Source organism: Streptomyces sp. CA-106110 (assembly GCF_050936285.1).
GTDB lineage: Bacteria > Actinomycetota > Actinomycetes > Streptomycetales > Streptomycetaceae > Streptomyces.
The window spans coordinates 11269417-11294123 of sequence record NZ_JBNJNB010000001.1; the positions used below are offsets into that span (position 1 = coordinate 11269417).

Annotated in this window: 21 protein-coding genes and 3 pseudogenes; 11 read left to right on the top strand and 13 right to left on the bottom strand. The window is 68.1% G+C overall.

The features are described from left to right. Positions 1–25 precede the first annotated feature (25 nt). Positions 26–1306 carry an IS256 family transposase gene (locus ACQEXA_RS51940; protein WP_432938879.1) on the top strand — a complete coding sequence of 427 codons (1281 nt, stop codon included), beginning with the start codon at positions 26–28 and terminating at the stop codon, positions 1304–1306. Between the two features lie 323 nt (positions 1307–1629). Here ACQEXA_RS51940 and ACQEXA_RS51945 read toward each other — a convergent pair whose 3' ends face one another. Continuing rightward, positions 1630–2706 carry a 1-aminocyclopropane-1-carboxylate deaminase/D-cysteine desulfhydrase gene (locus ACQEXA_RS51945; protein WP_433133532.1) on the bottom strand — a complete coding sequence of 359 codons (1077 nt, stop codon included), beginning with the start codon at positions 2704–2706 and terminating at the stop codon, positions 1630–1632. Between the two features lie 76 nt (positions 2707–2782). Here ACQEXA_RS51945 and ACQEXA_RS51950 point away from each other — a divergent pair, with 76 nt between their 5' ends. Further along, complete coding sequence (locus tag ACQEXA_RS51950) at positions 2783–3685, top strand: LysR family transcriptional regulator (protein WP_433133534.1); 903 nt, start codon at positions 2783–2785, stop codon at positions 3683–3685. Positions 3686–3702: 17 nt separating this feature from the next. Here ACQEXA_RS51950 and ACQEXA_RS51955 read toward each other — a convergent pair whose 3' ends face one another. Beyond that, positions 3703–4737 carry an IS630 family transposase gene (locus ACQEXA_RS51955; RefSeq protein ID WP_432923211.1) on the bottom strand — a complete coding sequence of 345 codons (1035 nt, stop codon included), beginning with the start codon at positions 4735–4737 and terminating at the stop codon, positions 3703–3705. Positions 4738–5270: 533 nt separating this feature from the next. After that, entirely contained in the window at positions 5271–5459 is a 189-nt protein-coding gene (locus ACQEXA_RS51960) for a hypothetical protein (RefSeq protein ID WP_432940038.1), read from the bottom strand. Between the two features lie 99 nt (positions 5460–5558). On the opposite strand from ACQEXA_RS51960, the gene ACQEXA_RS51965 reads away from it, so the two are divergent. The 4 genes from ACQEXA_RS51965 (at position 5559) to ACQEXA_RS51980 (ending at position 8896) form a co-directional block, all read left to right on the top strand. Beyond that, positions 5559–5645 (top strand): phosphotransferase, encoded by an 87-nt coding sequence (locus ACQEXA_RS51965; protein WP_433134796.1) that lies wholly within the window; start codon positions 5559–5561, stop codon positions 5643–5645. A gap of 546 nt (positions 5646–6191) precedes the next feature. Beyond that, positions 6192–7034: an IS5 family transposase gene (locus ACQEXA_RS51970; protein WP_432920252.1), complete on the top strand. Its 843-nt coding sequence runs from the start codon at positions 6192–6194 to the stop codon at positions 7032–7034. 671 nt (positions 7035–7705) lie between these two features. Continuing rightward, positions 7706–7927 (top strand): hypothetical protein, encoded by a 222-nt coding sequence (locus tag ACQEXA_RS51975; RefSeq protein ID WP_432922384.1) that lies wholly within the window; start codon positions 7706–7708, stop codon positions 7925–7927. 339 nt (positions 7928–8266) lie between these two features. Then, positions 8267–8896: a hypothetical protein gene (locus ACQEXA_RS51980; RefSeq protein ID WP_433133536.1), complete on the top strand. Its 630-nt coding sequence runs from the start codon at positions 8267–8269 to the stop codon at positions 8894–8896. 237 nt (positions 8897–9133) lie between these two features. Here ACQEXA_RS51980 and ACQEXA_RS51985 read toward each other — a convergent pair. Then, positions 9134–9362, bottom strand: a pseudogene (locus ACQEXA_RS51985) (hypothetical protein); the annotation flags it as partial. Between the two features lie 312 nt (positions 9363–9674). On the opposite strand from ACQEXA_RS51985, the gene rodA reads away from it, so the two are divergent. Continuing rightward, on the top strand, positions 9675–10868 hold the full coding sequence (gene rodA / locus ACQEXA_RS51990; protein ID WP_432922378.1) for a rod shape-determining protein RodA: 1194 nt from the start codon (positions 9675–9677) through the stop codon (positions 10866–10868). 149 nt (positions 10869–11017) lie between these two features. On the opposite strand, the gene ftsW is transcribed toward rodA, so the two are convergent. The 5 genes and pseudogenes from ftsW to ACQEXA_RS52015 all read right to left on the bottom strand — a co-directional run bounded on the left by ftsW (position 11018) and on the right by ACQEXA_RS52015 (position 16269). After that, on the bottom strand, positions 11018–12226 hold the full coding sequence (ftsW, locus tag ACQEXA_RS51995; RefSeq protein WP_433134797.1) for a putative lipid II flippase FtsW: 1209 nt from the start codon (positions 12224–12226) through the stop codon (positions 11018–11020). Positions 12227–12460: 234 nt separating this feature from the next. After that, a pseudogene (locus tag ACQEXA_RS52000) lies at positions 12461–13269 on the bottom strand (FtsW/RodA/SpoVE family cell cycle protein); the annotation flags it as partial. Between the two features lie 300 nt (positions 13270–13569). Continuing rightward, positions 13570–13836 carry a hypothetical protein gene (locus ACQEXA_RS52005; protein ID WP_432922375.1) on the bottom strand — a complete coding sequence of 89 codons (267 nt, stop codon included), beginning with the start codon at positions 13834–13836 and terminating at the stop codon, positions 13570–13572. Positions 13837–13998: 162 nt separating this feature from the next. Beyond that, positions 13999–15612 carry an LCP family protein gene (locus ACQEXA_RS52010; RefSeq protein WP_433133538.1) on the bottom strand — a complete coding sequence of 538 codons (1614 nt, stop codon included), beginning with the start codon at positions 15610–15612 and terminating at the stop codon, positions 13999–14001. A gap of 390 nt (positions 15613–16002) precedes the next feature. Further along, the gene (locus ACQEXA_RS52015; protein WP_432922367.1) at positions 16003–16269 is read right to left on the bottom strand and encodes a GlsB/YeaQ/YmgE family stress response membrane protein; all 267 of its coding nucleotides are present in this window, start codon (positions 16267–16269) and stop codon (positions 16003–16005) included. An 85-nt stretch (positions 16270–16354) separates the two neighbouring features. Here ACQEXA_RS52015 and ACQEXA_RS52020 point away from each other — a divergent pair, with 85 nt between their 5' ends. The 4 genes from ACQEXA_RS52020 to ACQEXA_RS52035 all read left to right on the top strand — a co-directional run bounded on the left by ACQEXA_RS52020 (position 16355) and on the right by ACQEXA_RS52035 (position 20680). Beyond that, positions 16355–16501, top strand: a complete 147-nt coding sequence (locus ACQEXA_RS52020; protein ID WP_433133540.1) for a hypothetical protein — start codon at positions 16355–16357, stop codon at positions 16499–16501. A 95-nt stretch (positions 16502–16596) separates the two neighbouring features. After that, entirely contained in the window at positions 16597–16998 is a 402-nt protein-coding gene (locus ACQEXA_RS52025) for an ArsR/SmtB family transcription factor (RefSeq protein ID WP_432922361.1), read from the top strand. Further along, positions 16991–19660 (top strand): magnesium-translocating P-type ATPase, encoded by a 2670-nt coding sequence (gene mgtA / locus ACQEXA_RS52030; protein ID WP_433133542.1) that lies wholly within the window; start codon positions 16991–16993, stop codon positions 19658–19660. The genes ACQEXA_RS52025 and mgtA overlap by 8 nt, the downstream gene beginning before the upstream one ends. Positions 19661–19759: 99 nt before the next feature. Beyond that, positions 19760–20680 (top strand): undecaprenyl-diphosphate phosphatase, encoded by a 921-nt coding sequence (locus tag ACQEXA_RS52035; protein ID WP_432922355.1) that lies wholly within the window; start codon positions 19760–19762, stop codon positions 20678–20680. A gap of 234 nt (positions 20681–20914) precedes the next feature. Here ACQEXA_RS52035 and ACQEXA_RS52040 read toward each other — a convergent pair whose 3' ends face one another. The 4 genes and pseudogenes from ACQEXA_RS52040 to ACQEXA_RS52055 all read right to left on the bottom strand — a co-directional run bounded on the left by ACQEXA_RS52040 (position 20915) and on the right by ACQEXA_RS52055 (position 24631). Then, positions 20915–22615, bottom strand: a complete 1701-nt coding sequence (locus ACQEXA_RS52040; protein ID WP_432922352.1) for an LCP family protein — start codon at positions 22613–22615, stop codon at positions 20915–20917. 244 nt (positions 22616–22859) lie between these two features. Further along, a complete protein-coding gene (locus ACQEXA_RS52045) occupies positions 22860–23633 on the bottom strand; it encodes an IS630 family transposase (RefSeq protein ID WP_432921848.1) in 774 nt (257 codons plus the stop codon). Beyond that, positions 23531–23935 (bottom strand): annotated as a pseudogene (locus ACQEXA_RS52050) (helix-turn-helix domain-containing protein); the annotation flags it as partial. The gene ACQEXA_RS52045 and the pseudogene ACQEXA_RS52050, both read right to left, overlap by 103 nt. Positions 23936–24244: 309 nt before the next feature. Then, complete coding sequence (locus ACQEXA_RS52055) at positions 24245–24631, bottom strand: hypothetical protein (RefSeq protein ID WP_432922349.1); 387 nt, start codon at positions 24629–24631, stop codon at positions 24245–24247. Positions 24632–24707 lie beyond the last annotated feature (76 nt).

Consider the following 24707-nt stretch of genomic DNA (forward strand, 5'->3'; position numbering starts at 1 on the left):
GAGACGCCACGTGAGCGAGATGACGATGGAGCAAGGGTCCGTGGAGGAGTCGGCAGGCAATGCGACGCCATCGGCCGCGTCGGACGAACAGCTCGTCGCGATGCTCGTTGACCGGGCACGTAGTGAGGGACTGCAACTGACTGGCGAGGGCGGGCTGTTGCAGATGCTGACCAAGCGGGTGCTGGAGTCCGCCCTGGAAGGCGAGATCACCGATCACCTCGGCTACGAGAAGCACGATCCGGCCGGGAAGAACAACGGCAACAGCCGCAACGGCACCCGGGCGAAGACCGTACTGACCGACATCGGTCCGGTGGAGGTGAAGGTGCCCCGCGACACCGCCGGCAGCTTCGAGCCGCAGATCGTCAAGAAGCGGCAGCGCCGCCTGACCGGTGTCGACGAGATGGTGCTGTCCCTGTCCGCGAAGGGTCTCACCCACGGGGAGATATCGGCTCATCTCGCCGAGGTGTACGGCGCCGAGGTGTCCAAGCAGACCATCTCCACCATCACTGACAAGGTGATGGACGGCATGGCCGAATGGCAGAACCGGCCGCTCGACCGCGTCTATCCGGTCCTGTTCGTGGACGCTATCAATGTCAAAATCCGCGACGGTCAGGTCGCGAACCGCCCCATCTACGTCGTGATGGCCGTGACCGTGGACGGCACCCGCGACATCCTCGGCATCTGGGCCGGTGACGGCGGCGAGGGCGCGAAGTACTGGCTGCACGTGTTCACCGAGTTGAAGAACCGCGGCCTGGACGACGTGCTGATGCTGGTCTGCGACGGACTCAAGGGCCTCCCCGAGGCCGTGGAGACCGTCTGGCCTCGCACGATTGTCCAAACGTGTGTGGTTCACCTGCTGCGGAATTCGTTCCGTTACGCCGCCCGCCAGGACTGGGACAAGGTTGCCAAGGCCCTCAAGCCCGTCTACACCGCTCCCAGCGAGGACGCGGCGACGGAGCGGTTCCTGGAGTTCCAGGAGTCCTGGGGCCAGAAGTATCCAGCGATCGTGAAGCTGTGGTCGGACGCCTGGGCCGAGTTCGTGCCCTTCCTCTCCTTCGACGTCGAGATACGCAAGGTCATCTGCAGCACGAACGCGATCGAGAGCGTCAACGCCCGCATACGCAAGGCCGTTCGCGCCCGCGGACACTTCCCCAACGAGGCCGCCGCCCTCAAGTGCATCTACATGGCGCTGATGAGCCTGGACCCGACCGGGAAGGGCCGCAAGCGGTGGACCATGCGCTGGAAGGCCCCACTCAACGCCTTCCAGATCGCCTTCGAGGGCCGCCTGACCCCGAGCAACAACTGACCGCTCAACAACCAAGATCAGCCGTTAAATTGACACACCCTCGACGCGCGATCGCATCCCGCTTGAACTCCTCGGTGTACCGCTTCGTGTACTTGTTTCCCACCTGGTGCTACTTCCTCTGGAACCTCAAGATCCCAGTGTCCAGGTGTCCATGATCAAGGGGAAGCTTCACCCCCGTGGATGGAGGTGGTGGTGTGCTGCACGGGACGGCTTGTGAGCGCGGGCCACGTACGATTGAGGGCGTTTGCGGTGGTGATCGAGGTCGTTGCCAGGTTGGGTTTTCGTTGCGGGTCAAGGGTGATCGTGGCTGATCGGCTGCGGGCTCAGTCGGCGATGTGGCCGACGACTTGGGGAATTTCGAACAGGTTGCCGGTGTCTCCGGTGTGCAGGAACGCGACGTTGCTGTCGACGGGGATCCGCCCGCTGCGGGCGTGGTCGAGCAATCCTGCGAGTCCCTTGCCGGTGTAGACGGGGCCGACGAAGACGCCCTCTGCTCGGGCCAGCTCGCGGATGGCTGCTGTGCTTTCGGCGGACGCGACGGCGTAGTCCTCGCCGATGAAGCGCTGGTCGATGTCGATCTCGGCGCGGATCGTCGCGTCGTCGGGTATGGGCGCGCCCAAGGTGGCCAGCACCGCCTTGGTCCGTTCGACAATCACGCCGGGGTTCATCCGGTCTCCGTCGCTGAACCTCTGGATGGAGATCGACCGGAACTTCACCGGGTGTCCCAGACTCAGCTTGGCTGCCAGCATCCCCGGCAGCGCGGTCCCGGTGCCGATCGTGTGGTAGACGTAGTCGAGCTCGACCCCTGCGGCATCGGACTGTTCAAGCATCTCCCGGAACGTCAGGGCGTGCGCGATGAAGCCGTCGGGGTGCGCACCACCGGTCCCGACAACGAGGACCTTGTGCCCCTGCGCTTCAAGTTCGGCCTTGCGCACCGCGATGGCGTCGGTGATCCGCGCGGCCTCGTCCGGAGAATGCCAGACGTTGCCGCTGACGTTGATGACGTGGGTTTCGACACCCATCGTCTTGTTGAGCAGATAGTTGCCGCGGAACTCGCAGAGCTCACCATGCCGGGGGACGTTCCGCGTCAGAACCAGGATCGGCGTGATTCCTGCGCTCAGGCAGGCGGCGGCGAACTGCAGACCCGAGTTGGTCAGGTATTCGCCCTGGGTGATGACGTGTGTCACTCCGTTCTCGAGGGCCCGCCCCAGGATGAACTCGGCCAGACGCATCTTGCTCCCGCTGATCGCACTAGGTCCTGCCAGGTCCTCGCGCTTCATGAAGAGGTTGATTCCGTACGCCGCCGACAGGTTGGACAAGGCGTGGAACGGAGTGGGGTAGAACCCGACCCGGCATCGGGGGAGTTTGTTGATCGCGGTGTCGAATTGCGTGAAGTCCATGCGTCTAGCGTCGACCACGCCTCTGGATTAGCACAAGCAATGATCTCTTCTCGGTTGATAAGCTATCCTTAACTTCATGTCTTGGTTGTTCGATCCGCGGCATCTGGTGACCCTTGCGGCTGTCGTGCGGCTCGGCTCGTTCGCCGCTGCCGCAGAAGAGCTGGGCTACACCCAGTCCGCGGTCTCGCAGCAGGTTGCGGAACTGGAACGACGGGTCGGTGCGCGAGTCGTGGTCCGGCGGCCCGTCCGTGCGACCGAGGCCGGGCAGGTCCTTCTCGACACCGAGGCCGCGATCAGCGCGTCGATGAGTCGCGCTGCCACCGAGCTCGCGGCGCTCGCGGACGGAACCGGCGGCGAGGTGCGGCTCGGCGCGTTCATCTCGGCGGCAGCCTCCATCGTCCCTCCCGCGCTCGCACGCCTGCGTGCGACCCATCCGGCAGTTCACATCACACTCCGTGAACTTGAGCAGCGCGAAACGCATGCGCTGCTGTTCCGGGGAGAGATCGACCTGGCCATCACCTTCGACTACGAACACGCTCCCGGGCCAGTGCCCGCCGGGCTCATGCAAGAGCACCTCATGGACGATCCGATCATGGTCGTCCTTCCCGTCGGTCATCCCCTGGCCGGAGCTGACAGCCTCACCCCAGCCGACCTGCCGTCGGACGCATGGATCAACACCGCGGTCGACGTCCGCGACTTGGCAGCGTCACCCGTCGACGGCGTCCGGGGAAGCGGACATCGTCTGGACTTCGATGGCATGGACTTCCGCACTGCGCTCAATCTCGTCGCGGCGGGTCTCGGCGTCGCGCTGCTGCCGCGGTTGTTGCTGTTGGACGCTCCGCCGAACGTCGTGGTTCTGCCCATGCGGCAGCCCACACTCGTCCGTCGTCTCTACACCTGTCGGCTCGATACGAGAGGCGTCACCGCATCGATCAGGCGGCTGGAGATGTACCTCCGGGAGGCCGTGGCGGAACTCTGAAATGCCGCACCGATCCTCTAAGCGGCTTGCCTGAAGTTCTGCGCGTAACTCTTCGGCAGCCAGGGCGAGGCCCAGGGTGCGGCGGTGGTCAGCATCTGGGTGGGTGAGCGCTGCCGGAAGAAGGCGTGGACCTGGCGCAGGCGGCCCGGCCAGGTGACGGCGGTGTTGGCAATGTGGGCCTTCAGCGCGGCCCAGATGCGCTCGACCGGGTTGTCGTGCGGGCTGTAGCGGGCGCCGAACAGCAGGCGCAGGCGGGGCTGGTCGGCCAGGTAGGCGGTCACCGCCTTCGCGTGATGAATGCTGTCGTTGTCGCAGACCACCGCGACGACCGGGGCGGCGGGGTAGGCGGCCAGCAGTAGCTGGAGGAAGGCGACGAAGGCGGCGGCATTGCGGCGGCCCAGGGTGTAGACCCAGGCGCCGGTGGCCACTTCCAGGGCCCCGAAGACGGTGGCCTGCCGGTTCTTGCCTGGGGTGGCCACCTGCTGCCGCGTCCCGCGCAGGATCCAGCTCGCCCGCACGTGCGGCAGTAGGTGCAGGTGGGTCTCGTCCTCGGCCCAGACCACCGACCCGTGGGGCAGGGCGGCGAGTTGGCGGCGCAGGGCGGCGAGGGTGCGCCTGCGCTCGGGGTCACCCCTGGCCACCAGGCGGGGCCGCCGCCAGGCCGCCTGTTCGCGAGTGTGCCGGTACACGGTGCGCAGGCTCATCTTCGGCCGGCCCAGGCGGCGCCAGATCCGGCGGATGGTCCACGGCCCGGGGCGGGTCAGCAGGCGGCGGATGCGCTCGCCCAGCCTCGGCCCGCCGAGCCGGGGCCGCCCCGCGCGGGGGCGATCGGCCAGGCCCGCCAGGCCGGCGGTGTTGTAGCGATGGATCCAGCGGCGCACCGTGGCCGGGTGGTAGCCGAGCAGCTCGCCGATCTCTCCTGCGGTCATGCCGGCCGCGGACAGCAGCACGATCACCGCGCGGGAGGCCTCTCGCCACCGGTGATGCAGCAGGTGATACAGGTGCTGGTACGCCGGACCGGGGCGGTTGGCGAACACGGATGCCGGACGCATACTGGCCTTGACCTCGCCGGTTTTGTCGTAGTTTGGTCAACCTCGATACAACACCCGGCGAGGTCTTCTCGTCATCGAGGCCATCGCGCCAGGCCGCCGCTGCCGCTCCAGATTCCGCGCAGAACTTCAGGTCATCCGCTTAGATCCAAGACAGAGCAATGTGATAGGCACCCTCCTTCGTCTCGCGAGGCGCGCGTCCACGATTGGCCCGCCTGGACCGCCGCCTCTGTTGGTGCGGTGACGATCCAGCCGGCCTCGGGTCAACGAACTTTGGCAGCATGCCGTTGACCAGCTGCCTGAACAGCGGCATGAACTTGGGCTCCTCAGCGTCTCTGATTGGCTTAGCGAGCCTGAGCGTTGCTCAGTCTTGGGAGCCAATCGCCTTCGTGCCCTGGTACTGAACGACAGGAGCCGCCAGCCCGCGTGGCACGTCCCTCCGGACGCTGGTCGACCGGGCCGCGAGACCCGACCGAGGAGGGTGCCCGACGTCGCCTGGGCGCCGGGCGTGCGCGTAGCACTCTGCCACAGGTTCACTACGGTTCGCTAATCCAACTGGTGAGCCTGGCCAGCTTCAGTCTCCCGCCCACGACCTCCAGCGCGCTGTTGTCCGGCAGTCCAGCGGCGACCTGGACGTACGCGGCGTGCGAGGCGGAGGCGAGTTCGGCGAGGTGTCCGGCTGGCTCGTTCTCCAGGCCGACGACGGCGTTGGCTACTGCCTGCACGAGCCGCTGCGTCGGCACAACCGCCGCAGTGGCGCACTGGAACGTTGGGTCACGGCTGTCGGCGCCGACAGCCCGCCTCGGTTGGCCGGGGCTGACGCAGTGCACCTGGATTTCCATACAGGCAACATGCTGGCGACCGGCGGGGAGATCACCGGGGTCGTCGACTGGGACGGCGCCGCCCGCTGAGATCGTCGATTCGACCTGGTCACCCTGCGCTTCGGCATCCACGCCGAGGAAAGCGACCCGGGGGTGACAGAGCGTCTCGACGCCGTCCTCGATTCGCTCCCTGAGGAGAACCTGCGACCAGCATGGGCTCACATGAGCCTTCGCATGGTCGACTGGGCCATCAGGCACTTCACCGCGATCGACGTGGAGCACTGGCTGGACCTCGCCGAACGACACGTGAGCTGACGTCTCGTCAAGGAAATGACACGGAGCTGAGACACAGCTGTCTGGCCAAGCCGTGAGACAACCGGTGAAGCCGCAGGTCACGGGACCGCGGTATGACGCGAATTGCGAGATGCTACACCATTTGCAGGGTCTCAAATTCTGTGGCCGAATCTCACGAACGATGGCCAAGCGATGGCCGAACGGCCACGAAATCTGAGACTCCCTGGTCGGAGCAATCACTTAGAGCGTGCGCGGATAGGCGGGTGTAAGGGCTGGATGCAGGTGCAGGCACGGGCCTGCGCGATCATGTGAGTTGCTACGCTCCGTGACCGTGGAGGCTCCGTGCCTGCGCTCCCATTATGGCTTGTCGATCCGCTCTGGCAGCAGTTCCGGGAACTGCTACCAGAGCGCGGTGAGTTCGCTTCCGACCACCCGCTGGGCTGTCATCGCCGACGCATCGGTGACCGCACTGTCTTCGACCGGCTCGTGCAGGTACTGGTGTTCGGCTGCGGCTACCGCAAGGTCGCCGACAATGCGTGCTCGGCGACGACCATCCGTACCCGCCGTCAGGAGTGGATCGAAGCTGGGGTCTTCGAACGCCTGGAGCTGCTCGTTCTGGAAGCCTACGACCGTTTCATCGGCCTACAGCTGTCGGATGTGCCAGTCGACGGCTGTCACTCAAAGGCCCCCTGCGGTGGTGAAGTTGCAGGCCCTTCGCCCGTGGACCGGCGAAAGGGCGGTATGAAACGCTCCACCGCAACAGACGCCGGCGGCATCCCGCTCGGCGCTGTCACCGCTCCCGGCAACCGGCACGACTCCCCGCTGCTGGGTCCCACCCTGGAGAGACTGGAACGTATCGGGCCGCTCCCGGAAAACGTCACGGTCCACCTCGACGCCGCCTACGGCACCGGCAAGGGAACCAGAACGGCAGCAGAGTACGGCCTGCGGGCACAGGTCGCGGTCAAGGGCGTGGCCGCACCGATCCAGAACACCAAACGATGGCCGGTGGAGCGCACGAACGCCTGGGGCAATCAATTCTTCAAGATCGCTCGCTGCACCGAACGCCGCACCGAAGTCATCGATGCGTACCTGTCGTTGGCCCACGCCATCATCACTCTGCGTCGCCTCATCCGCCGCGCGTGGACCCTCTACCGCTGGGACACACGCCCCCGGAAACGCCCCTGAACACCGCCTATCCGCGCACGCTCTTATTTGGGCGGCCTGATCGTGAGTCAGAACGTCCCTGGGCAGTCCTTCGGCAACGCGGCTCTCGTAGCGGAGCTCGGGCTGGAGCTCAGGGTGCGGCCACGTCCGCACTGTCCTCGTCACGGATCTGCTTCAGCTTGCGCGGCGCGCACTCGCCCATCCCGGGCAGCTGGCCATACGGAGGGCCGCGCGCTTCCAGATGACGGGTCGTGTTCGATCAGACGTTTGCGGTTGCCCAGTACGTCGTAGGTGTAGGTCTGCCAGTAGCCGTCATGGTGCTGGTGACGTTGGTTGCCGTGACTTTGCCGCAGGTGTCGCTGTGGACCGGTGCGGGGGTCGTCTGGCCGGCGGCCGAACAGCCCTCGGGTGAGGTCCATGCCTGCGGCAGTTGGCCGAGGGACCTACCGCCACACTGCTGAACCCGCGATGACGCCCCGGCCGCCCGGCGCAGCAGCTACCAGACCGGCTGCTAGCGTCGCGATCCGTGCACGCAGGACGGAGGTCGCTGTGGATAACAAGGACATGGGGCGGGCCTTCATCGGGGCCCACGTGGATCCCCACACCGGAGCGATGACCGTGGCTGGTGCCGTGGATGACGCCGCCGACCCTTCGTATCCCGCCATCAGGCACAGCAAAGCGGCGGACTCGCCGTGGTCAAAGCCGACAAGAGGGGGGACAGGGCCCGGGTCGACACCCCGAACACGACCGTCGGCGTCGCGGCCGCGTCCGGAGCCCTGGGGGGCCTGGTCTTCGGCCTGCCTTCCCTCGCACCCGGCGTTGGTCTGCTCGGCAAGCTCGCCACGTCGGGCATCACTGACGAGTTCCGCCGCAGGTCCAAGCTCTCCTCAAGCCTGGTGCGGCGGCCGTCGTAGTAATAGCCCTGAAGATCATCGAGGACAAGTTCACCGCGGCCATGGAGCCATACGGCGGCATCGTGGCTGAGGGCGTCGCTTTCGGACGAAGCCGAGAAGGAGCTCGCCGAGCAACTCGCGGGCACAGCGGCTGGCGGCTGGGACGCACGGTGGGCGCACGTCGGCGGGCCGCACGTCTCTCGCAGCCGCGCTGCAGCACCAACCCGCATCATCCAGTGGCCCATTGCGTTGCGGCCTTGCGACCTGCCGCGCGATGCGCCGACCTACTCATGGGACGCCCGGCACTGATCAGCCAGCCAGTGGCCGGGCCCGCCGCCGACAGGGAAAGGACCGCATGCCATGGCCGACGGCGTGTCAGAAGCGAAGAGGCAACCACAGCGACAACGGACCACCGCGGCACTGACAGGGCTCGTCGTCGTGGCATTCGGTGCGGCGTCACTGGTTTCATGCACGAACAACAACAGCAAGACCGGCGCGACACCTACACCACCGAACACCGCCTCGTTCTCGGGCACACTGCCCTCCGCCCTGGCGTCGCTCGGCGAGTCCGCCAAGGCTTCCGCCCTCGCCTCGGCCTCGGCTGCAGCCTCCTCCGCCTCCGCTGCCGCCTCGGCATTCGAAGCCTCGGTCTCGGCCGAAACCGCCCGTGCCAACGCCGCTGCCGAGAAACAGCTCAAGAACGTCAAGGGCGGGGGTAACGCGAGGTCCGACGTATCGCTCACGGGAAAGCCAAGATCCGAGACGGGCGGCTTGCTCGCGGTCGTCGTCAACATCACCAACCGCACGGACAAGACCGCCTCTTACGCGGTCCAGGTCGACTTCCGTGACCCCGACGGCAAAGTTGTCGAGACCCGTTTCGTAGGCGCTCAGCAACTCAAGCCTGGAGAGAAGATCCAGACACTCGCCGTCAGCCGGAAACCTCCCGAGCCACGGCTGACAGGCGAGATCGCTAAGGCGCAGCGGTACTGAGAGTCCTGCCCCAACGCGCCGCAGCCGGGAGCGTCCCCCCGGGCGGCTGATCTTGGTTGTTGAGCTGGTCAGTGGGCTGCCGGGTAAGGCAGCCCACGACTGTCTGCCCTACACCCAAGACCCGCCGTGTCGTAGAGCGCTGGTGGCCGCCCCGGGAAGCTGCGCCTGTTTCCGATCCGCGGTGACGTCTTCCGGCTTGGTCCCCGGCGCATGCTTGCGCAGGCATCTGGTACCTGTTGGCGAACCACTCTTGTGCACTGCAGTAGCCGCCTGGCGCACGCTTGTTTCCCTTCTCGCCGACCGGCAGGGACAGGCGGTGTGCGATCGCCCGCACGCCCGCCTGAAGGCTTTGGACGTGCGCGAGTTGGGCACGCCGCGCAAGCGCCCACTGATCATGCGTGGCCTTGGTAATACTCCCGGCCCAACACTACGAAGCCTCCCCCGTCAGGTCTCGCTTACGCTCCGCTCTCACCGGTCCAGGACCGGCCTGTCGGCGGCTGGGAACCGGGAACACGCCGACTCGGCGGCACGGCCAGATTTCACTAGTTGCGCAACTATTGAATGATAGCGTTCCACAGCGTGCGGGCCTGTGGCGGCCCGTGGCCGTACGAACACAGCGGGGGAGGAAGACCGTGCGCCTGCACCTCGCCCCGGAGAGAATCAGCGTGTCCGGCGACCGGAGCGCCCGTGCCATGATCGGCCAGAACGATCTTGTGCAACCGGCACATCGCACGCGGGACTTCGGCCCCGTCGCGGCCTCCCGGCCGGGGGATCCGCGATGAGCGCCGGAAGTGGGCTCGCGGGACAGTGGCGTTCGGAGCCGACCAGGTGGCGGGCCTGGCTGGCACCCGGCTCGATCGTGCGGCGGCTGGACTGGCCGCTGCTGGGTGCGGCGCTGCTGCTGTCCGTGCTGGGTGCGACGCTGGTGTATTCCGCCACCCGGGGACGGACCCAGCTGACCGGCGGCGATCCGTACGCCTTCCTGGTCCGCCACGTCATCAACATCGTCATCGGGATCGCCCTGGCGGCCGGTGCCATGTGGCTGGGTCCGCGCCGACTGCGGGACCTGGTGCCCGTGCTGTACGGCATCACACTGCTGTTGGTGCTGTTGGTGCTGACCCCCGCAGGTGCCACCATCAACGGCTCGCGGCGGTGGATCCTCATCGCCGGCATGTCGATCCAGCCCGCCGAGTTCGTCAAGGTCACCATCGTGCTGGCCATGGCCCTGCTGCTGACCACCAAGGTGGACGCGGGCGACCGGCAGCGCCCGGATACCCGCAGCGTCCTGGAGGCGCTGGCGCTGGCCGGCGTGCCCGCACTCCTCGTCCTGCTCACCCCGGATCTGGGGCAATTCATGGGCATCGGCGTGATCGTGCTCGGGGTGCTGCTCGCCTCTGGAACGTCCGCCCGGTGGGTGGCTGGTTTGCTGGCGGTCGGGGTTCTGGGGGCGGTGGCGGTGTGGCAGTTGCATCTGCTGGACCAGTACCAGGTCAACCGGTTCGCCGCGTTCGCCGACCCTGCCCTGGACCCGTCCGGGGTGGGTTACAACACCAGCCAGGCCCGGATCGCCATCGGCTCCGGTGGCCTTTTGGGGCAGGGACTGTTCCACGGAACGCAGACCACCGGGCAGTTCGTGCCGGAGCAGCAGACCGATTTCGTCTTCAGCGTCGCCGGGGAGGAACTCGGCTTCGTGGGCGCCGGGGCGCTGATCCTGCTGCTCGGGGTGGTGCTGTGGCGGGCGTTGCGTATCGCACGGGCATGCCCGGACCTGTACGGGACGGTGGTCGCGGCCGGGATCGTGGCCTGGCTGGCGTTCCAGGCGTTCGAGAACATCGGCATGAACCTGGGCATCATGCCGGTCACCGGCCTGCCCTTGCCGTTCGTCAGCTACGGCGGCTCCTCGATGTTCGCCGGCTGGATCGCCGTCGGCATCCTGCAGAGCATCCGCCTCAAGCGCCCGCTGACCGCCTGACCCCGCCGGGTGTGCGTCCCCGCTCGCTTCGGGGCCGGGTCCGCGCCCCGCGCCTACCGTGCACCCTGTCACATAGGACGTGACGTCGGCCGGCCCCGACCATCCGTCGCTCCGGCAGGCCTCGCCCCGGGTCGATGCCGACATGGCGCTCATCGGCCGCGTGGCGGTCGCCGACGGAGTGGCAGACGTCGCAGGAGCGGCAGGGCTCCGGTGCGCTTGCGGGTGGTGAGTGCAGCGCGGACTGCGGGCTCGCTGCGGGCCAGGGTGAGCAGGAGTCCCACCGCGTACAGGGCCGAGACGAGTGCGCTGCCACCGTAGGCGAACAGCGGCAGGGGCACGCCGGCGATCGGCAGCAGCCCCAGAACGCCGCCGATGTTGATCGACGCCTGCACGGCGAGCCAGGTCACGATGCCTCCGGCGGCGTACCGGACGAAGGGCTCCTGGGCTCGGGCGGCGATCCGCAGGCCACTGGCGCAAAGCGCGGCAAGCAGGCCGAGCACGGTCAGGGTGCCGACCAGGCCTAGTTCTTCGCCGGTGACGGCGAAGATGAAGTCGGTGTGGGGCTCGGGTAATTGGCCCCACTTTTCCACGCTGGCGCCGATGCCGTCGCCGAACAGGCCGCCCGTGGACAGCGCGTACAGTCCGTGCACCACCTGCCAGCACTGGTCGCCGGGGCCGGGGTCGCTCGCTCCGAGGCAGGCGAACCGGGACAGGCGGTGTGCGCTGGTGGTGATGAGCACGGCGGCGATCAGTCCGGCCGCGGCCAGGGCGGCCGCGAATAGCCGCAGCGGCGCACCGGCCAGCCACAACAGGCCGAACAGCACTGTGCACAGGATCACTGCGGTGCCCATGTCGCCGCCCAGCAGCACCAGTCCGGTCAGCAGCATCGCGCCCGGCGCCAGCGGGACGAGCAGGTGTTTCCACTGGCCCAGCAGCTGGTGCTGCTGCTTCCGGGCGAGCAGGTCCGCACCCCACACGACGAACGCGGCCTTGGCGAACTCGCTGGGCTGGAGCACGAACGGCCCGCCCAGGGCGAGCCAGTTGGTGCTGCCGTTGACTGTCCGTCCCAGTCCCGGCACCTGCACCAGACCCAGCAGCACTATGACGGCGGCCAGCAGCGGATAGGCCAGCCACCGGTGCCCGCGCACCGGCATCCTGGCGGCCAGCAGCAACAGCGCCACGCCGATCACCGCCGCCAGGACCTGGCGGCGCAGGTAGAACGTCGGTGCCAGCCCGTAGCGCAGGGCCTGGATCTGGGAGGCGGAGAACACCATCACCAGCCCCAGAGCGCCGAGAAGTGCCGCGCCGCCGGCCACCACGTAAAAGGCAGTCAGCGGGCGGTCCCAGGCCCGCCGCATCCGCACCACCGCGGTGCGCGGCGGCACACCACGCCGCCGACTGGTTGTACCGCTGGCCACGCGCCCGCCGCCCGGACTTCTTCCCTCACCCCCGGTCCGGGTCCGCCGGATCGCGCGCGTTGCTGTGCCGCTCCGAGTGCTTGGCGCTCTTCTTTCCACGGCGAGACTTTAAGAGTTGCGCAGCTGCGAAACCATTTTGGCGCGCGAGCAGTAGTGGGCGCGCACTGGCACGGGTCACGGTCGGACGATGTGTGTGTCGGCGGCGCTCAGATCTATGGGTGGCTGGGGTGCGGGGCGGCGGGCGGTGTCGCTGACCTTGATCAGGGGGGCGACGAGCAGCCAGTTGGCGACCATGGAGGAGCCCCCTGGGCGAGGAAGGGCAGGGCCTTGCCGGTGAGGGGGATGAGGCTGGTGACCCGGCCGACGACGACGAACACCTGAAGCACAACCGCGGTGGCCAGGCCGGCGGCTAGCAGCTTGTCGAACGGGTCAGTGACGGTCAGGGCGGTGCGCAGGCCGCGCTCGGCGAGCAGCGCGTAGAGCAGGATGACGACCGTCACGCCGGTCAGGCCGAGTTCCTCACCGACCGTGGTGAGGATGAAGTCGCTGCGCCCGGCGATGCCGATGAGCTCCGGGCGCCCCTAACCAAGGCCAGAGCCGAGCATGCCGCCGGAACCGAAACTGTAAAGGGCCTGGGCGGCCTGATCGGACACGAGACCCGCAGGACGCTGCTCGGGCGGCGGGAAGATGTCCTTAGGATGCAGCCAGGCGACCACCCGGCCGTGCACGTGCGGTTCGAAGGAGCCGACGACGAACGCCCCGACGGCGAACATGGCGACGCCGAATACCACCCAACTGGTCCGTTCGGTCGCCGCGTACAGCATGATCACGAACAGGCCGAAGAAGATCAGCGACGTGCCCAGGCCCCGTTCGAAGACCAGGACGAGCAGGCTGCGGATCCATACAGCCGCGACCGGACCGAGCTGCCGCCCGCGCGGCAGGTACAGGCCCATGAACCGCCGTCCGGCGAGCGCCAGGGCGTCCGCTGAAGTCCACCCAGACCCTCGGCGCTCGTCTACCTCCGCGCCGTCCCTCGGCTGATCCCACCGCCGGACTGGACCGCCGCGGGGGCCGGACGTTACACGTTGCTGCGGCAGCCGCACCCCCCGCGTCCGGCCGATGCCGAGGCGCAGGAGCACGAACCGTGCCGCCGTTGGAGCCACCAGGTTCGGGCCGCGAGCACCGCGAGGACGACGGCCGCGCTGGGCAGCCAGCCGACGACCGCCGACGCTTGTCGCCAGAGCGGTAAACACGGCCAGGGGCTCGCCGCAAGCAGCTCTGCGTCAGGTGCCGCTCTGGACCAACAGAATGATCCGGTCGGGATCGAAGACCGCCCATCGTGGAGTCGGTGCGCCCGACAGCCGCAGTTGGCACCATGTGACGCCACCAGGGTTGGCCCACCATCCGACGATGACGCCTGGCCATGGGCAGCCTGCGCGGTCATGTACCTCTACGGGCTGGTAAGCGGGCCGGATCTCGTCCTCTGGCGGGAGCGAGTAGCCCTTCACCAGGTCGTCGAGTACGCGCTCCGCGGTGGCTGTATCACGCACGGTTCTGGCCTTCCCGCTCGGCTCTACCACTATTCCATTATTGCGCAACTATTGATGTATTCGCCTTGGTGTCGATGTATGCGCACCCGGACGACAGGGGAGGCGTGGATGCGACGCCGCTCGGGGTCACTTGGTGGGCGGATGCACCGTCGGTGGCCAGAATCAGTACCGTTCCTCCAATGTCGTACGGCGGGCCGTGCCGGCGCGGCCTGCGCTGGCACGGCCCGCCGCGCTGTCCCTACCGTATGAGAGATCGGAACAGAGGTCGTCATCGGCCGAGCGGGCGCTGGTGGCCGCGGATGTAGGTGCTCGCGAAGCCGGAACCGTTGACGGCGCCACGTGCTGGCCCAGAATTACGGTGACTCCCGGTCCGGCAATGGGCTGGAGTTGGGCGCCGGGGAAGAGTTTGGCGATCTTCTCGGCCTCGGACTTGAGGACCGCGCTGTACTGAACGAGTGTGATGGCATGGCCGCGGCTGCTGGCATTACCGGTCCTGGAAACCGTGAAACCGTGACGCATCAGGGCTTGAGCCGCCCTTGAGGTCAGCCCGTTGATCCTCGTGCCGTTGTAGACCGCTACGGCGGCTGGGCGTCCGGAGACTGTCATTTCGACGCTTGGTGACGGGGAGGCCGCGACAGCATCCGCCCGTTGGGACTCCATCACTCGGCCCGCGTCCGCACCGCCGATGGCGCGATCGGTCTTGAGAGCCGCCCAGAGCTTGTCGGCGTCAGGGTGGACGACGGCGACGCGCGATCCCTGATAGCGCCAGGGAACCGTGACGAACTTGATGTTGTGCAGGTCGACCTCCTTGAGCGTCATTGCGAAGGAGACCAGTTTGTTCGCCGTGCCCAGACCGGGGTCGACGGTCATCGCCGTGGTAGCGGCCTCGGCAAGTGGCAGGAGTCTGGCCGGAGTGAGTCCGTCACCCTTCACCTTCTTGATCAAGCTGGCCATGAACGCATGTTGCCGCTTGATGCGCCCGATGTCAGAGCCGTCACCCATGCCGTGCCGGATGCGGACGTAATCCAGCGCCTCAAGTCCGGAGACGGTCTGCGGACCCTTGTGAAAGAGAAGCCGGCCACGGGCGGCACGGTGAGGGCTGAGGTCCTTCTGGTAAATGTCCTGTGGCAGGCACACCCGAACTCCGCCGACAGCCTCGGTCAGCTTCGCGAAGCCCTTGAAGTCGACGACGACTGTGTGGTCCACGCGCAACCCGGTCAGTCTTTCGACGGTGTTCTGAGCGCACGCCGGGTTGCCGCCCACGGTCTGACCGACTGAATAGGCCGCGTTGAACATCGTGTTGGTCCGTGCCGCGCTCCACGTTCCGTCCGGCAACCTGCACGGCGGAATCGTCACCAGCGTGTCCCGCGGGATGGACACCACTACGGCGTGCCGGTGATCGCTGTAGACATGCAGCAGGAACGCGGTATCGGCGCGCCCTACGTCTGCCTTGTCGCCGCCACTCAGCTCGCTGTTTCCGTCGACTCGGCCGTCAGATCCGATGACCAAGACGTTTTCCCCTTTCCCCCCTGACCCGGGCCGGTTGCCGGAGATGCCGTCCGCGTCGAACGTATCGATTTCGCCGGCCGACATCAGAAGAGTGCGACCGAAGCCTGCCGTGCCCAGGACCAGCAAGGAAATGCCTGAGACCATCAGGAGTCGCATCCGGCGGCGTCGCCCGCCCATGGCCCGGCGGGACGTCCCGGGGCGCGAATGCGCGGGCGCCGCGAGACGAAGGCTCCGGCCGCGTCGCGGCTCCTGATGGCTGATCGGCATATGCACCCCTCACCTGCACACAGACTTCTACAGTTGCGCAATGTAGCAATCATTCGACGCGGTGTGACGGCTTCTGCTTCAGCGTCGCTCCGGCAACGAGCAGTGCGAGCAGCTCGTTCGGCTCGGAACCTCTGTGCGGCCGTCCCCTGAGCGCTCTTCTTCTTGATGCCGCCCCGCGAGGGGAACCCGGCAATCCCCGCCCACCGTGTTGAACGACCTATGTTCCTACCAATCCTCGGCCCTCAGGCCGCTTCCGATGTTGCGTCAGCTGGCATTGGAGGGTTCATCACCTGGCCGTGGATCTGGGCGAGCCCGCGGCGGGCAGGACGTTCCAGGACCTACTGCCCGCCGGCCGTCTCATCTGAGCCCGGAGCGGTCGCAATACCGGACTCAGTCGCGGGAGTTACCGAACAGGATGCGATAGCCGATGAGCAGCACAAGCGAGCCGCCGATGGCCGCGCCCCAGGTGTAGAGGTCGAAGAACTGCTTCTGCACGGGGCGGTGGAGGAAGTGGGCGGAGATCCAGCCGCCCACGAAGGCGCCGGCGATGCCGATGAGGGTCGTGCCAATCAGGCCGCCCGGGTCTCGTCCGGGCAGCAGGATCTTGGCGATGGCTCCTGCGAGCAGCCCCAGGATGATCCAGCTGATGATGCCCACGTCGTTTTCCTCCAGTGCGTCGGGCCGTAAGCGGAAACATTCCCGCCCAGCCCGCGATGGTGTATTGCTCAGTTGCGCAACTTACATGCACTCAGAGGAGGTCGGCGGGCGGCGATTTGGTACGGGCGCACTGATCGGCGCGGGTGCGGCCGGCCTGATCGGCGGGGCGCTGCTCAATGAGGCCTTCGACGACGAGCTGGACGTTGTCGTCGACAACTTCTACGAGGAGTGAGTGAGTCCTCGCGAGCGCTCGTCCGTCCACAGGGGTGGCCGGGGTGCCCTTTGCGGCATGACGCTGCAGCATCGGCGCCTACACTGGGTGGGCGCATGTGCATTGGCCGTGATGCGGGCGGATGGGAGAGGACTGTGGTGCAGATCGCTGGTGGCTACCAGGATCCTCCCGCCGAGGTACTGGCGGAGGCATCCGCAGCCTTCGGACTGCTGGCCTCGACAGCGCGTCTGCACATCATGTGGGCCCTGTCCGAGGGCGAGAGCGACGTCACCCACCTCGCCGACCGGGTGGGCGGGGCACTGCCCGCCGTCAGCCAGCACCTGTCGAAGCTGAAGCTCGCCGGCCTCGTGCGGGCACGACGGGAGGGGCGACGGCAGGTCTACTACGTGGACGACCCCGATGTCGTCACCGTCGTCCGGCTGATGGTCCGCCAGCTGACCGCTCGCACCGAGGAGCCCACCGTAGCGGTGCGCCGACTGCGTGGGACCGGTGTCTAGGATCGCCTCGGCCTCGGACCAGGGCGCTGAAGCGCCACTCGCCGGGGCCACGCCGACGCCACCGGCGGAACACGTCGTCGGGACGTCCGGTTCTGGATCCGGCGCAGGAACGGCACTTCAGATCCTGCGGCAGCTGGACAGTGGACCGCGCGGGCTGACGGAAGCGCAGGCCGCGGATCGTCTGGCCGACTCCGGGGAAAACATCCTCCCGGCCCGGCAGGCCGCCTCCTGGCCGCAGCTCCTCCTGCGTAGCCTGCACGACCCGTTCACCGCCGTACTGCTGTGCCTCGGTCTGGTCTCCGCTGCCGTCTTCGCCTGGTCCACCGCCTGCGTGATACTGCTGCTGGTCGCGGTCAGCTGCGTGCTGCGGGCCTCCGGTGAGTACCAGGCCGACCGGTCCATGGCCGGGCTGCGCGAGCTGGTCGCCACCACCTCCACCGTGGTGCGGCGCGCCGACAAGGAGGTGCCGCCGACGGCTCGGGAGATCCCCGTGGCGGAGCTCGTCCCCGGTGACATCATCAAACTGGGTGCTGGAGACCTGGTCCCCGCGGACGTACGGCTCCTGCGTGCGAGCGGGCTGACCGTCCACCAGGCTGCCCTGACGGGCGAGTCGGCTCCCGTCGCGAAGAGTGCCGGAGACATCCCGTCCCCGGACGGCAGCGCCGTATTCGGGCAGCCGCAGTGGTGCTTCCAAGGCAGCGGTGTCGCTTCCGGCAGCGCCATCGCCGTCGTCGTCGAGACCGGAGCGCGTACCCGACTCGCGGCCGCACAGGGGACTACTGCCCGGCAGCGTGAGGCGAGTGCCTTCGACCGGTCGGTGCACGGCATCTCCTGGATCCTCATCCGCTTCATGCTCCTCACCCCGCCCCTGGTGCTGATGGCGAATGCCGCGCTGCGCGACCGCGGCCTGGAGACCCTGCCGTTCGCCGTCGCCGTGGCGGTGGGATTGACCCCGGAGATGCTGCCGGTCGTCGTCACCAACTGCCTGGCCCGGGGCGCCTCCCGGCTCGCCCGCATCCACGGCGTGATCGTCAAACGACTGCCAGCGCTGCACGATCTGGGTGCCGTCGACGTGCTGTGCCTGGACAAGACCGGCACCCTCACCCAGGACCGGCCAGTTGTCGCGCAGGGCCTGGACGCCGACGGCCAGGACGACCCCGGCGTCCTGGCATGGGCAGCGGTCAACTCCTGGTGGACCCTGCAACTCGCCGACCTGCCTGAACCGGACTCCCTCGATGAGGCGATCCTGGACACGGCTGACGAGGACGCCCTCGTGGGGCACGACGGAGTGGCGGCCCTGCCCTTCGACCCGGTGCGCCGCCTGTCCACCGCTGTCGTCCGCATCCCCGGCCTACTCGGCAGGCACACACTCGTCGTCAAGGGAGCCGTCGAAGCCGTCCTGGAACGCTGCGTTCTAGAGGAGGATGAGCGTCGGCGCCTGTCGGCCCTTGCGGCCGGCGCGGCCGAGGACGGGCTACGGGTCCTGGCGGTGGGCACCGCTGAACGCCCGGCCCGTACCCGCGACTACACCCTGGCCGACGAACGCGGCCTGACCTTCATCGGCTTCGTCACCTTCCACGACGCCCTCGCACCCACAGCCGCCGCAGCCCTCGCCGCCCTGGCCGAACGAGGCGTCACGATCAAGATCCTCACCGGCGACCACCCCGGTACCGCCGCCCGCGCCTGCCGCGACCTGGGCATCCCCCTCGGCCCCGACGGTGTCCTCACCGCCGACCGCCTCGACGCCCTCACCGACACCGAACTCACCGAGCTCGCCCGCCGCACGCCCGTCTTCGCCCGCTGCACCCCCGAGGACAAAGCTCGGATCAGTGCCGCGCTGCGCACCGGCGGGCATACCGTCGGTTTCCTCGGGGACGGCGTCAACGATCTGCCCGCCCTGCGGGCCGCCGATGTCGGCATCGCTCCGCGCGACGCCGCGGACGTGGCCCGGGAGAGCGCCGACGTCGTGCTCGCCGAGAAGGACCTGACCGCGGTCGACCACGCCATCGGCGCCGGTCGCCACAGCAGCGGCAATGTCGCCACCTATCTGCGGATCACCCTGTCGTCGAACGTCGGCAACGTCATCGCGATGCTCGCCGCGGGCCTGCTCCTGCCGTTCCTGCCCATGCTCCCGGCCCAGGTCCTCGTGCAGAACCTGTGCTTCGACACCGTCCAACTCGCCTTCGCCTACGACCGTCCCCACCCATCGGTGCTGCGCCGCCCCACGGTGCTGAGTCCGCGTGACGTCCTACGCTTCATCACTGGATTCGGGGTCCTCAACGCCGTCGCCGACCTGGCTACCTTCGCCGTTCTCGCTCTCGCCCTGCACGGTCCGGGCACCGGCGACGACGAGGCGATCTTTCACTCCGGCTGGTTCACCGAGAACCTGCTCACCCAGGCCCTGGTCATGGTGCTCCTGCGCGCCGGACGCCGACTCTTCGAAGGCCGTACGATCGGCCCGATCGGCTGGTCCGCGGCTGCCCTGGCCGTCGTCGGCCTCTTGCTGCCACCCTCCCCGCTCGGCCCGGCGCTCGGCCTGACGACACTGCCCCTCGAGTACTACCTGCTCCTTACGGCCGTCCTGGCGCTTTACGCCACCGGCCTCGTACTGGCCCGTGCACGTTACGAGCGTCATCTCTCCGGCCGCCCGGCAGACGCGTGAGAACGGCGAGCTCTTGCAGCGTCGGCGCGTTTGGTGTCCTCGCCTAACTCGGTACCGCCGTCAACCTAATTTTTACACTCGTGTAGTAGGTTCCGGGCCATGTCCGTTCTGACCTACCCCGAAGCCGTGGGCGTCGGCCTGCTGCAAGGCGTCACAGAGCTGTTCCCCGTATCCAGTCTCGGGCACAGCATCCTCATACCCGCCCTTCTGGGCGGGCGCTGGAAGCACGACCTGGACGTGTCTGCCGATGGGTCCATGTACCTCAACGAGCTGATCGGTCTCCATCTGGCCACGGCGCTCGCGCTGGTGGTCTACTTCTGGCGCGACTGGCTCCGAGTGATCCGCGGCGTGTCCACGTCGATCACGCAACGCCGCATTCAGACCGTCGACCAGCGGCTCGCCTGGCTGATCATCACGGCCTCCATCCCGGTGGGAGTCGCCGGCCTCGCACTCGACAAGTTGTTCCGCACGACGCTCGGTCGGCCCGTGCCGACCGCGATCTTCCTCGCCCTCAACGGGATCGTCCTCTTCGTCACCGAACAACTGCGGCGCGGTGGCACGGGTCGCAGGCGGGCAGGGGCCTCCGGCGTGGAGGGATCCGAGCAGCTGACGCCGGAGGAGCAGTCGGACCTGCGGATCACACGGATGACCATGCGCCACGCCATGGCGATCGGCGCGGCCCAGATCCTCGCCCTGCTCCCCGGGATCAGTCGCTCCGGTTCGACCATCAGCGCCGGCATTTTCCGCGGCCTCAACCACGAAGACTCCGCACGTTTCGCGTTCCTGCTTGCCACCCCGGTGATCGGCGGCGCGGCCCTGCTCAAGTTGCCCCCGCTGCTCGGGCCCGAGGGAAACGGACTGCGCGGCCCGCTCCTGGCGGGCAGCGTGGCCGCCTTCGTCGCCGCCTACCTCGCGACCCGCTACCTCGTCCGGTACTTCGAGAAGCGGACCCTCATTCCCTTCGCCATCTACTGCACGCTCGCGGGGCTCGGCAGCCTGGCCTACTTCGCCATCGCGTGACCGGCCGGCGCACTCCATCAGCCGCCTGACGGGTGCCCGATCCGGCATGTCTCGAGGGGCGCAACCCCGCCCGTCAGGCCCGGGCGTATGGGGCGCGCCCTCGCACAGCGCGCGGCAGTGCCGGGTGCGGGCCACCTCGGCGCTGTCCAACTGGGCTGGTCCGGATCGAACACCGCACGGTGGCATCCGGGGAAGACCGCCGGAACAAGACGGCCCAAAGAGGGGCCAGCGGTCTCAGGCGTCGGAGTCGGCTTGGTTGCGGGCGCTTGCGTACGCCTGGGCCGGGGTCATGCTGACGCCATTGAGCGAGACTGTTCTGTACGGGCTGACCTGAGCACAGGTCTTGGACTGGTCGGCGGTCTGCGCGTGAGCGTTGGACACGGCGGCGTGGGTGTCGGCGGGTGCCGGGGAGGAGCTACCGCCGGGGTAGGTGGTGCCGCTGGGCCAGTCACTGCCGATCACCAGGGTGAGGCCAGTACCGCTGCTCTGCTGGAGGTGCGAGGCGGGCACGCCGAGTGCTTTGGCCACGGTCTGAGCCTGGGGCTTCTGCCCGATCTCGTACGTGAGGGTCGTGGTGGCCGCCGTGCTCGGGGCATTGGCCGTGGTCGTGCCCGAGCTGAAGCCCTTGTCGGTCAGGGCGGTGGCGAGGACGGAGGCGCGCCCGCTGATGCCGGTACCGTTCTCGATCTTCACGGCGACCTGGGAGGCGTTGACGGCTTGGGCAGTGGCGGAGGCCGTGGCGGACTTCTTGCCGGAGGTTCCGGTCAAGGACTGGTCGTTGGCGATGGTGGAGAACAGGGCTTTGGCGCCGGCGCCGACCACCAACCGCTCGTTGTTGTTGGGGTCGGGGGCGGTCTGCATGGTGGTGAAGGTGATCTGCTTGGAGGGAACCTTGTTCAGGTCGGACGCCAGACCCACCAGCTTGCTGACGCTGCCGAGGCCGTCATCGACAGTGAGGGCCTTCGTGGCCGCATCGGCGAGACCGTAGACGGCGGAAGGGTCGGTCAGAGTGCCCGCGCTCTTGAACTTGCGGATCATCGAGCTGAGGAACATGTGCTGCGCGTAGGTGCGGCCCAGGTCACTGCCGTCGCCGAAGCCGTGCCGGGAGCGGACGAACTCCAGCGCCGCGACCCCCTTGAGGGTGTGGCTGCCCTTGGACAGCTTCAGGTGCGAGTACGTGTCGTACACGTTGGAGCTGACGCAGACCGATACCCCGCCGACCGCGTCGGACATGCTGACCACACCCGAGAAGTCGACCTTCACGAAGTGATCTATCGGGATACCGGTGAGCTGGTGAACCGTGGCCACCTGGCACGCCGGCCCGTACGACAGGGCACTGTTGATCATGCCGTAGTACCCGGACGTGAAGGTCCCGTCCTCGGTGTTCTTGCAGGCCGGCACATTGGTCATGGTGTCGCGGGGGATGCTCATCACCGTGGCGTTGGACCGGTCGGCGGCTATGTGTACCACCATCTCCACATCCGCGTTCCCCCCGCCGGTCTGCACGCCGGACTGCGCGCAGCCGCCGCCGAGTTTGCAGTCGGCCGCGCTGGTACGGCCGTCCGATCCCATCACAAGGATGTTGATCGGGGTGCGGCCGAAGACGTCCGCCTTCTCGCTGCCGCCGCTCCCGCCGAGCGCGACGCTGTGGATGTTGTCATTCAGGTGCTGGTAGAACCACCAGCCGGCGCCGGCGGTGACGACGACCAGAACGGACAGGCACATCGCGGCGATCCGCAGCGCCCGTCGCCCGCGCCGCGCCGGCTGGGCGCGGCGCTGCGGGCGGGAGCGGCCCCCGGCGCGCGAGGCCGCTCGTGTCGCTGCCCGGCCGCCTGGCCGCCGCTCATCAGCGGGCACGCCGCTACGCGGGCCGGGCACCTGGCCGGTGCGGTGGCGCGTGGCCCGGCGATCGGAGCCGTCCCGCAGGTCACTCATCTCCCACTCCACGAACGGTCGGGCCCATCAGGCCGTCGGTTGTGCGGCCAGGCGTGTACGGCCGCATCCATCGGGCGAAGTGGGACGTCACTCGATTGCGTAGTTGCGCAATCTAACAAACGAATGGCCTGTTCAGCACAGGCCCCCCCGGATTCACAAGGTGACGGATCCCATAGACCCCCCGCTACCTCGTCCACCTCGCCTCCGTGGCGGCCACGCCCTTACTGACTTCGGCGTTTTGAGGTCAGGGCGGTGGTGAGTCGAGTTGGAGTCCGGTCTCGGTCATGAAGCCGTTGAGTGTTGCGGGGCGGTACTGCAGGCTCTTGAGCCGATTGCGGACCAGGGATTCCAGCCGGTCGACCGTACCGGCGGCGAGGTTGGCCAGACTGCGCTTGCACTGCGACCACACACCCTCTACCGGGTTCAACTCCGGTGCGTACGTGGGCAGGAAGAAGACGGTCAGCCACGGGCGGGCGGCCACCAGTTGCTGCATCGCCTTCGAGACATGGGTGCTGAGCCGGTCCCAGACCAGCACGATCGGCGCCCGCAGCAGTTGGTGGGCGCCATCGACCAGCCGCATGTAGTCGGTCTCCGACAGGCTGCGCCGCTCGCCCCTGCGGCCGTGATGGACGCGGATCCGGTAGCACAGTCGGGTCCGGGAACCGGGCCGCAGTGCGATCAGGCCCGCGATGGAGATGCGGCCCGACCGGCGGCCGGACACCGTCACCACCGGGGTGCGGCCCCGCCGGCCCCAGGTGCGCCCGGTGGGCGGCCGCTGACGCTGACCGGCCTCGTCCTCGAAGCAGATCCAGCCGCCGGTGGCCGCCTGTGTCCTTTTACCTCCGGCCAGGCGCCTTCCTTCCAGGCGGTCACCGCTGCCTCGTCGCGCTCGGCAGCCCGCCGGGCGGGCTTCTGCGGGGTGAAGCCGAGTCGGCGCATCAGCCGGGTCGCCCCCGAGACGCTGTAAGAGACGTGGAACTTCCGGCCGATCAGGGTCGCCACCCGGGCACCGGTCCACACCTGGTCCTCATCCCAGCCGTGCGCGGCCGGGCCCTGCTCCAGCATGGCGGCCAGCTTCCCGCGCAGGGCCGGGCCGAGTTTGCACCGCTGCCCGCCCGGCCCGGTGGAGGCCAGGGCCGCCGGGCCGCTGGCGGCCCAGTTCCGCCGCCACTGGTAGACCGACTTCGGCGACACCCGCAGCTGCCGGGCCACCTCCGGGACGCCGGCCCCGGCCGCGAACAGCTCGGACGCCCGCAGGCGTACTGCCTCACGCCGTGCACGCTCTTTGGCGTTCATCCCGCCACCGTCTGCGTACCTCATACCTCCCGGTCTACCGCCGCATCCGGAGGACGCCAACAGGACCAGCCCCAGCCTGACCTCAAAACGCCGAAATCAGTAACCGCAGCGTCGCCGCGCCGTCAGCGAGGCTGCGTCCCTACGTTGCGGGGTCAGCCGAGCTGGCCGACGCCGGGTGGCAAGGACCCCCAAGGCGGCCAGGGTCAGCAGGGCGAGCCCGAGTGCCACGCGGCACACGGCAAACGGCGTGAAGTTGTGTGGAAATGTACTTCACGAACCATGCGAACGAGTCGGGTCACGCCCCTCGCCCACGTCAACTGCCCGATCCGTACGTCAGGCCGGAGCACAGGTCGTCGTCAGCCGAACGTGCGTCGTCCGCGACGGAGCTGCGTTCGTCCATCTGCCGTCCGGCAGCTTGCAGGGCGGGATGGTCACCAAGGTGTCGCGGGGAATGGAGACCGCTAGAGCGCGCTTGTGGTCGGCGTGGATGTGCAGCAGGAACGCGGTGTGTGAGCGGCCGATGTCGTTTTTGCTGCTGCCGAGCGTGCTGTTGCCGTCAGTACGTGCGTCCGAGCCGATGATCGGGACGTTCTCGCCCTTGGAGGAGTCCGAGGCGGGCCGATTCTTGGACAGGCCGTCGACATCGAAGATGTTGATGTCGCCCTTCAGTTTCAGGTAGATCCAGCCCAGGCCGGCCACGCCCAGTACAAACACGGCCATCGCGATGAGGAGTGCCGTTCGCCACGGGCTGTGCTGACGGCGCCGCGCTGTACGACTGTCACAGGAGGGCGAGTCA

Coding starts and splice junctions, on each gene's coding strand:
- ACQEXA_RS51940 (WP_432938879.1), top strand. CDS start 26: ATGGAGCAAGGGTCCGTGGAGGAGTCGGCAGGCAATGCGACGCCATCG.
- ACQEXA_RS51945 (WP_433133532.1), bottom strand. CDS start 2,706: ATGGACTTCACGCAATTCGACACCGCGATCAACAAACTCCCCCGATGC.
- ACQEXA_RS51950 (WP_433133534.1), top strand. CDS start 2,783: ATGTCTTGGTTGTTCGATCCGCGGCATCTGGTGACCCTTGCGGCTGTC.
- ACQEXA_RS51955 (WP_432923211.1), bottom strand. CDS start 4,737: ATGCGTCCGGCATCCGTGTTCGCCAACCGCCCCGGTCCGGCGTACCAG.
- ACQEXA_RS51980 (WP_433133536.1), top strand. CDS start 8,267: ATGGCCGACGGCGTGTCAGAAGCGAAGAGGCAACCACAGCGACAACGG.
- rodA (WP_432922378.1), top strand. CDS start 9,675: ATGAGCGCCGGAAGTGGGCTCGCGGGACAGTGGCGTTCGGAGCCGACC.
- ftsW (WP_433134797.1), bottom strand. CDS start 12,226: ATGCGGCGGGCCTGGGACCGCCCGCTGACTGCCTTTTACGTGGTGGCC.
- ACQEXA_RS52010 (WP_433133538.1), bottom strand. CDS start 15,612: ATGCCGATCAGCCATCAGGAGCCGCGACGCGGCCGGAGCCTTCGTCTC.
- ACQEXA_RS52020 (WP_433133540.1), top strand. CDS start 16,355: ATGCACTCAGAGGAGGTCGGCGGGCGGCGATTTGGTACGGGCGCACTG.
- ACQEXA_RS52025 (WP_432922361.1), top strand. CDS start 16,597: ATGTGCATTGGCCGTGATGCGGGCGGATGGGAGAGGACTGTGGTGCAG.
- ACQEXA_RS52035 (WP_432922355.1), top strand. CDS start 19,760: ATGTCCGTTCTGACCTACCCCGAAGCCGTGGGCGTCGGCCTGCTGCAA.
- ACQEXA_RS52040 (WP_432922352.1), bottom strand. CDS start 22,615: ATGAGTGACCTGCGGGACGGCTCCGATCGCCGGGCCACGCGCCACCGC.
- ACQEXA_RS52055 (WP_432922349.1), bottom strand. CDS start 24,631: ATGGCCGTGTTTGTACTGGGCGTGGCCGGCCTGGGCTGGATCTACCTG.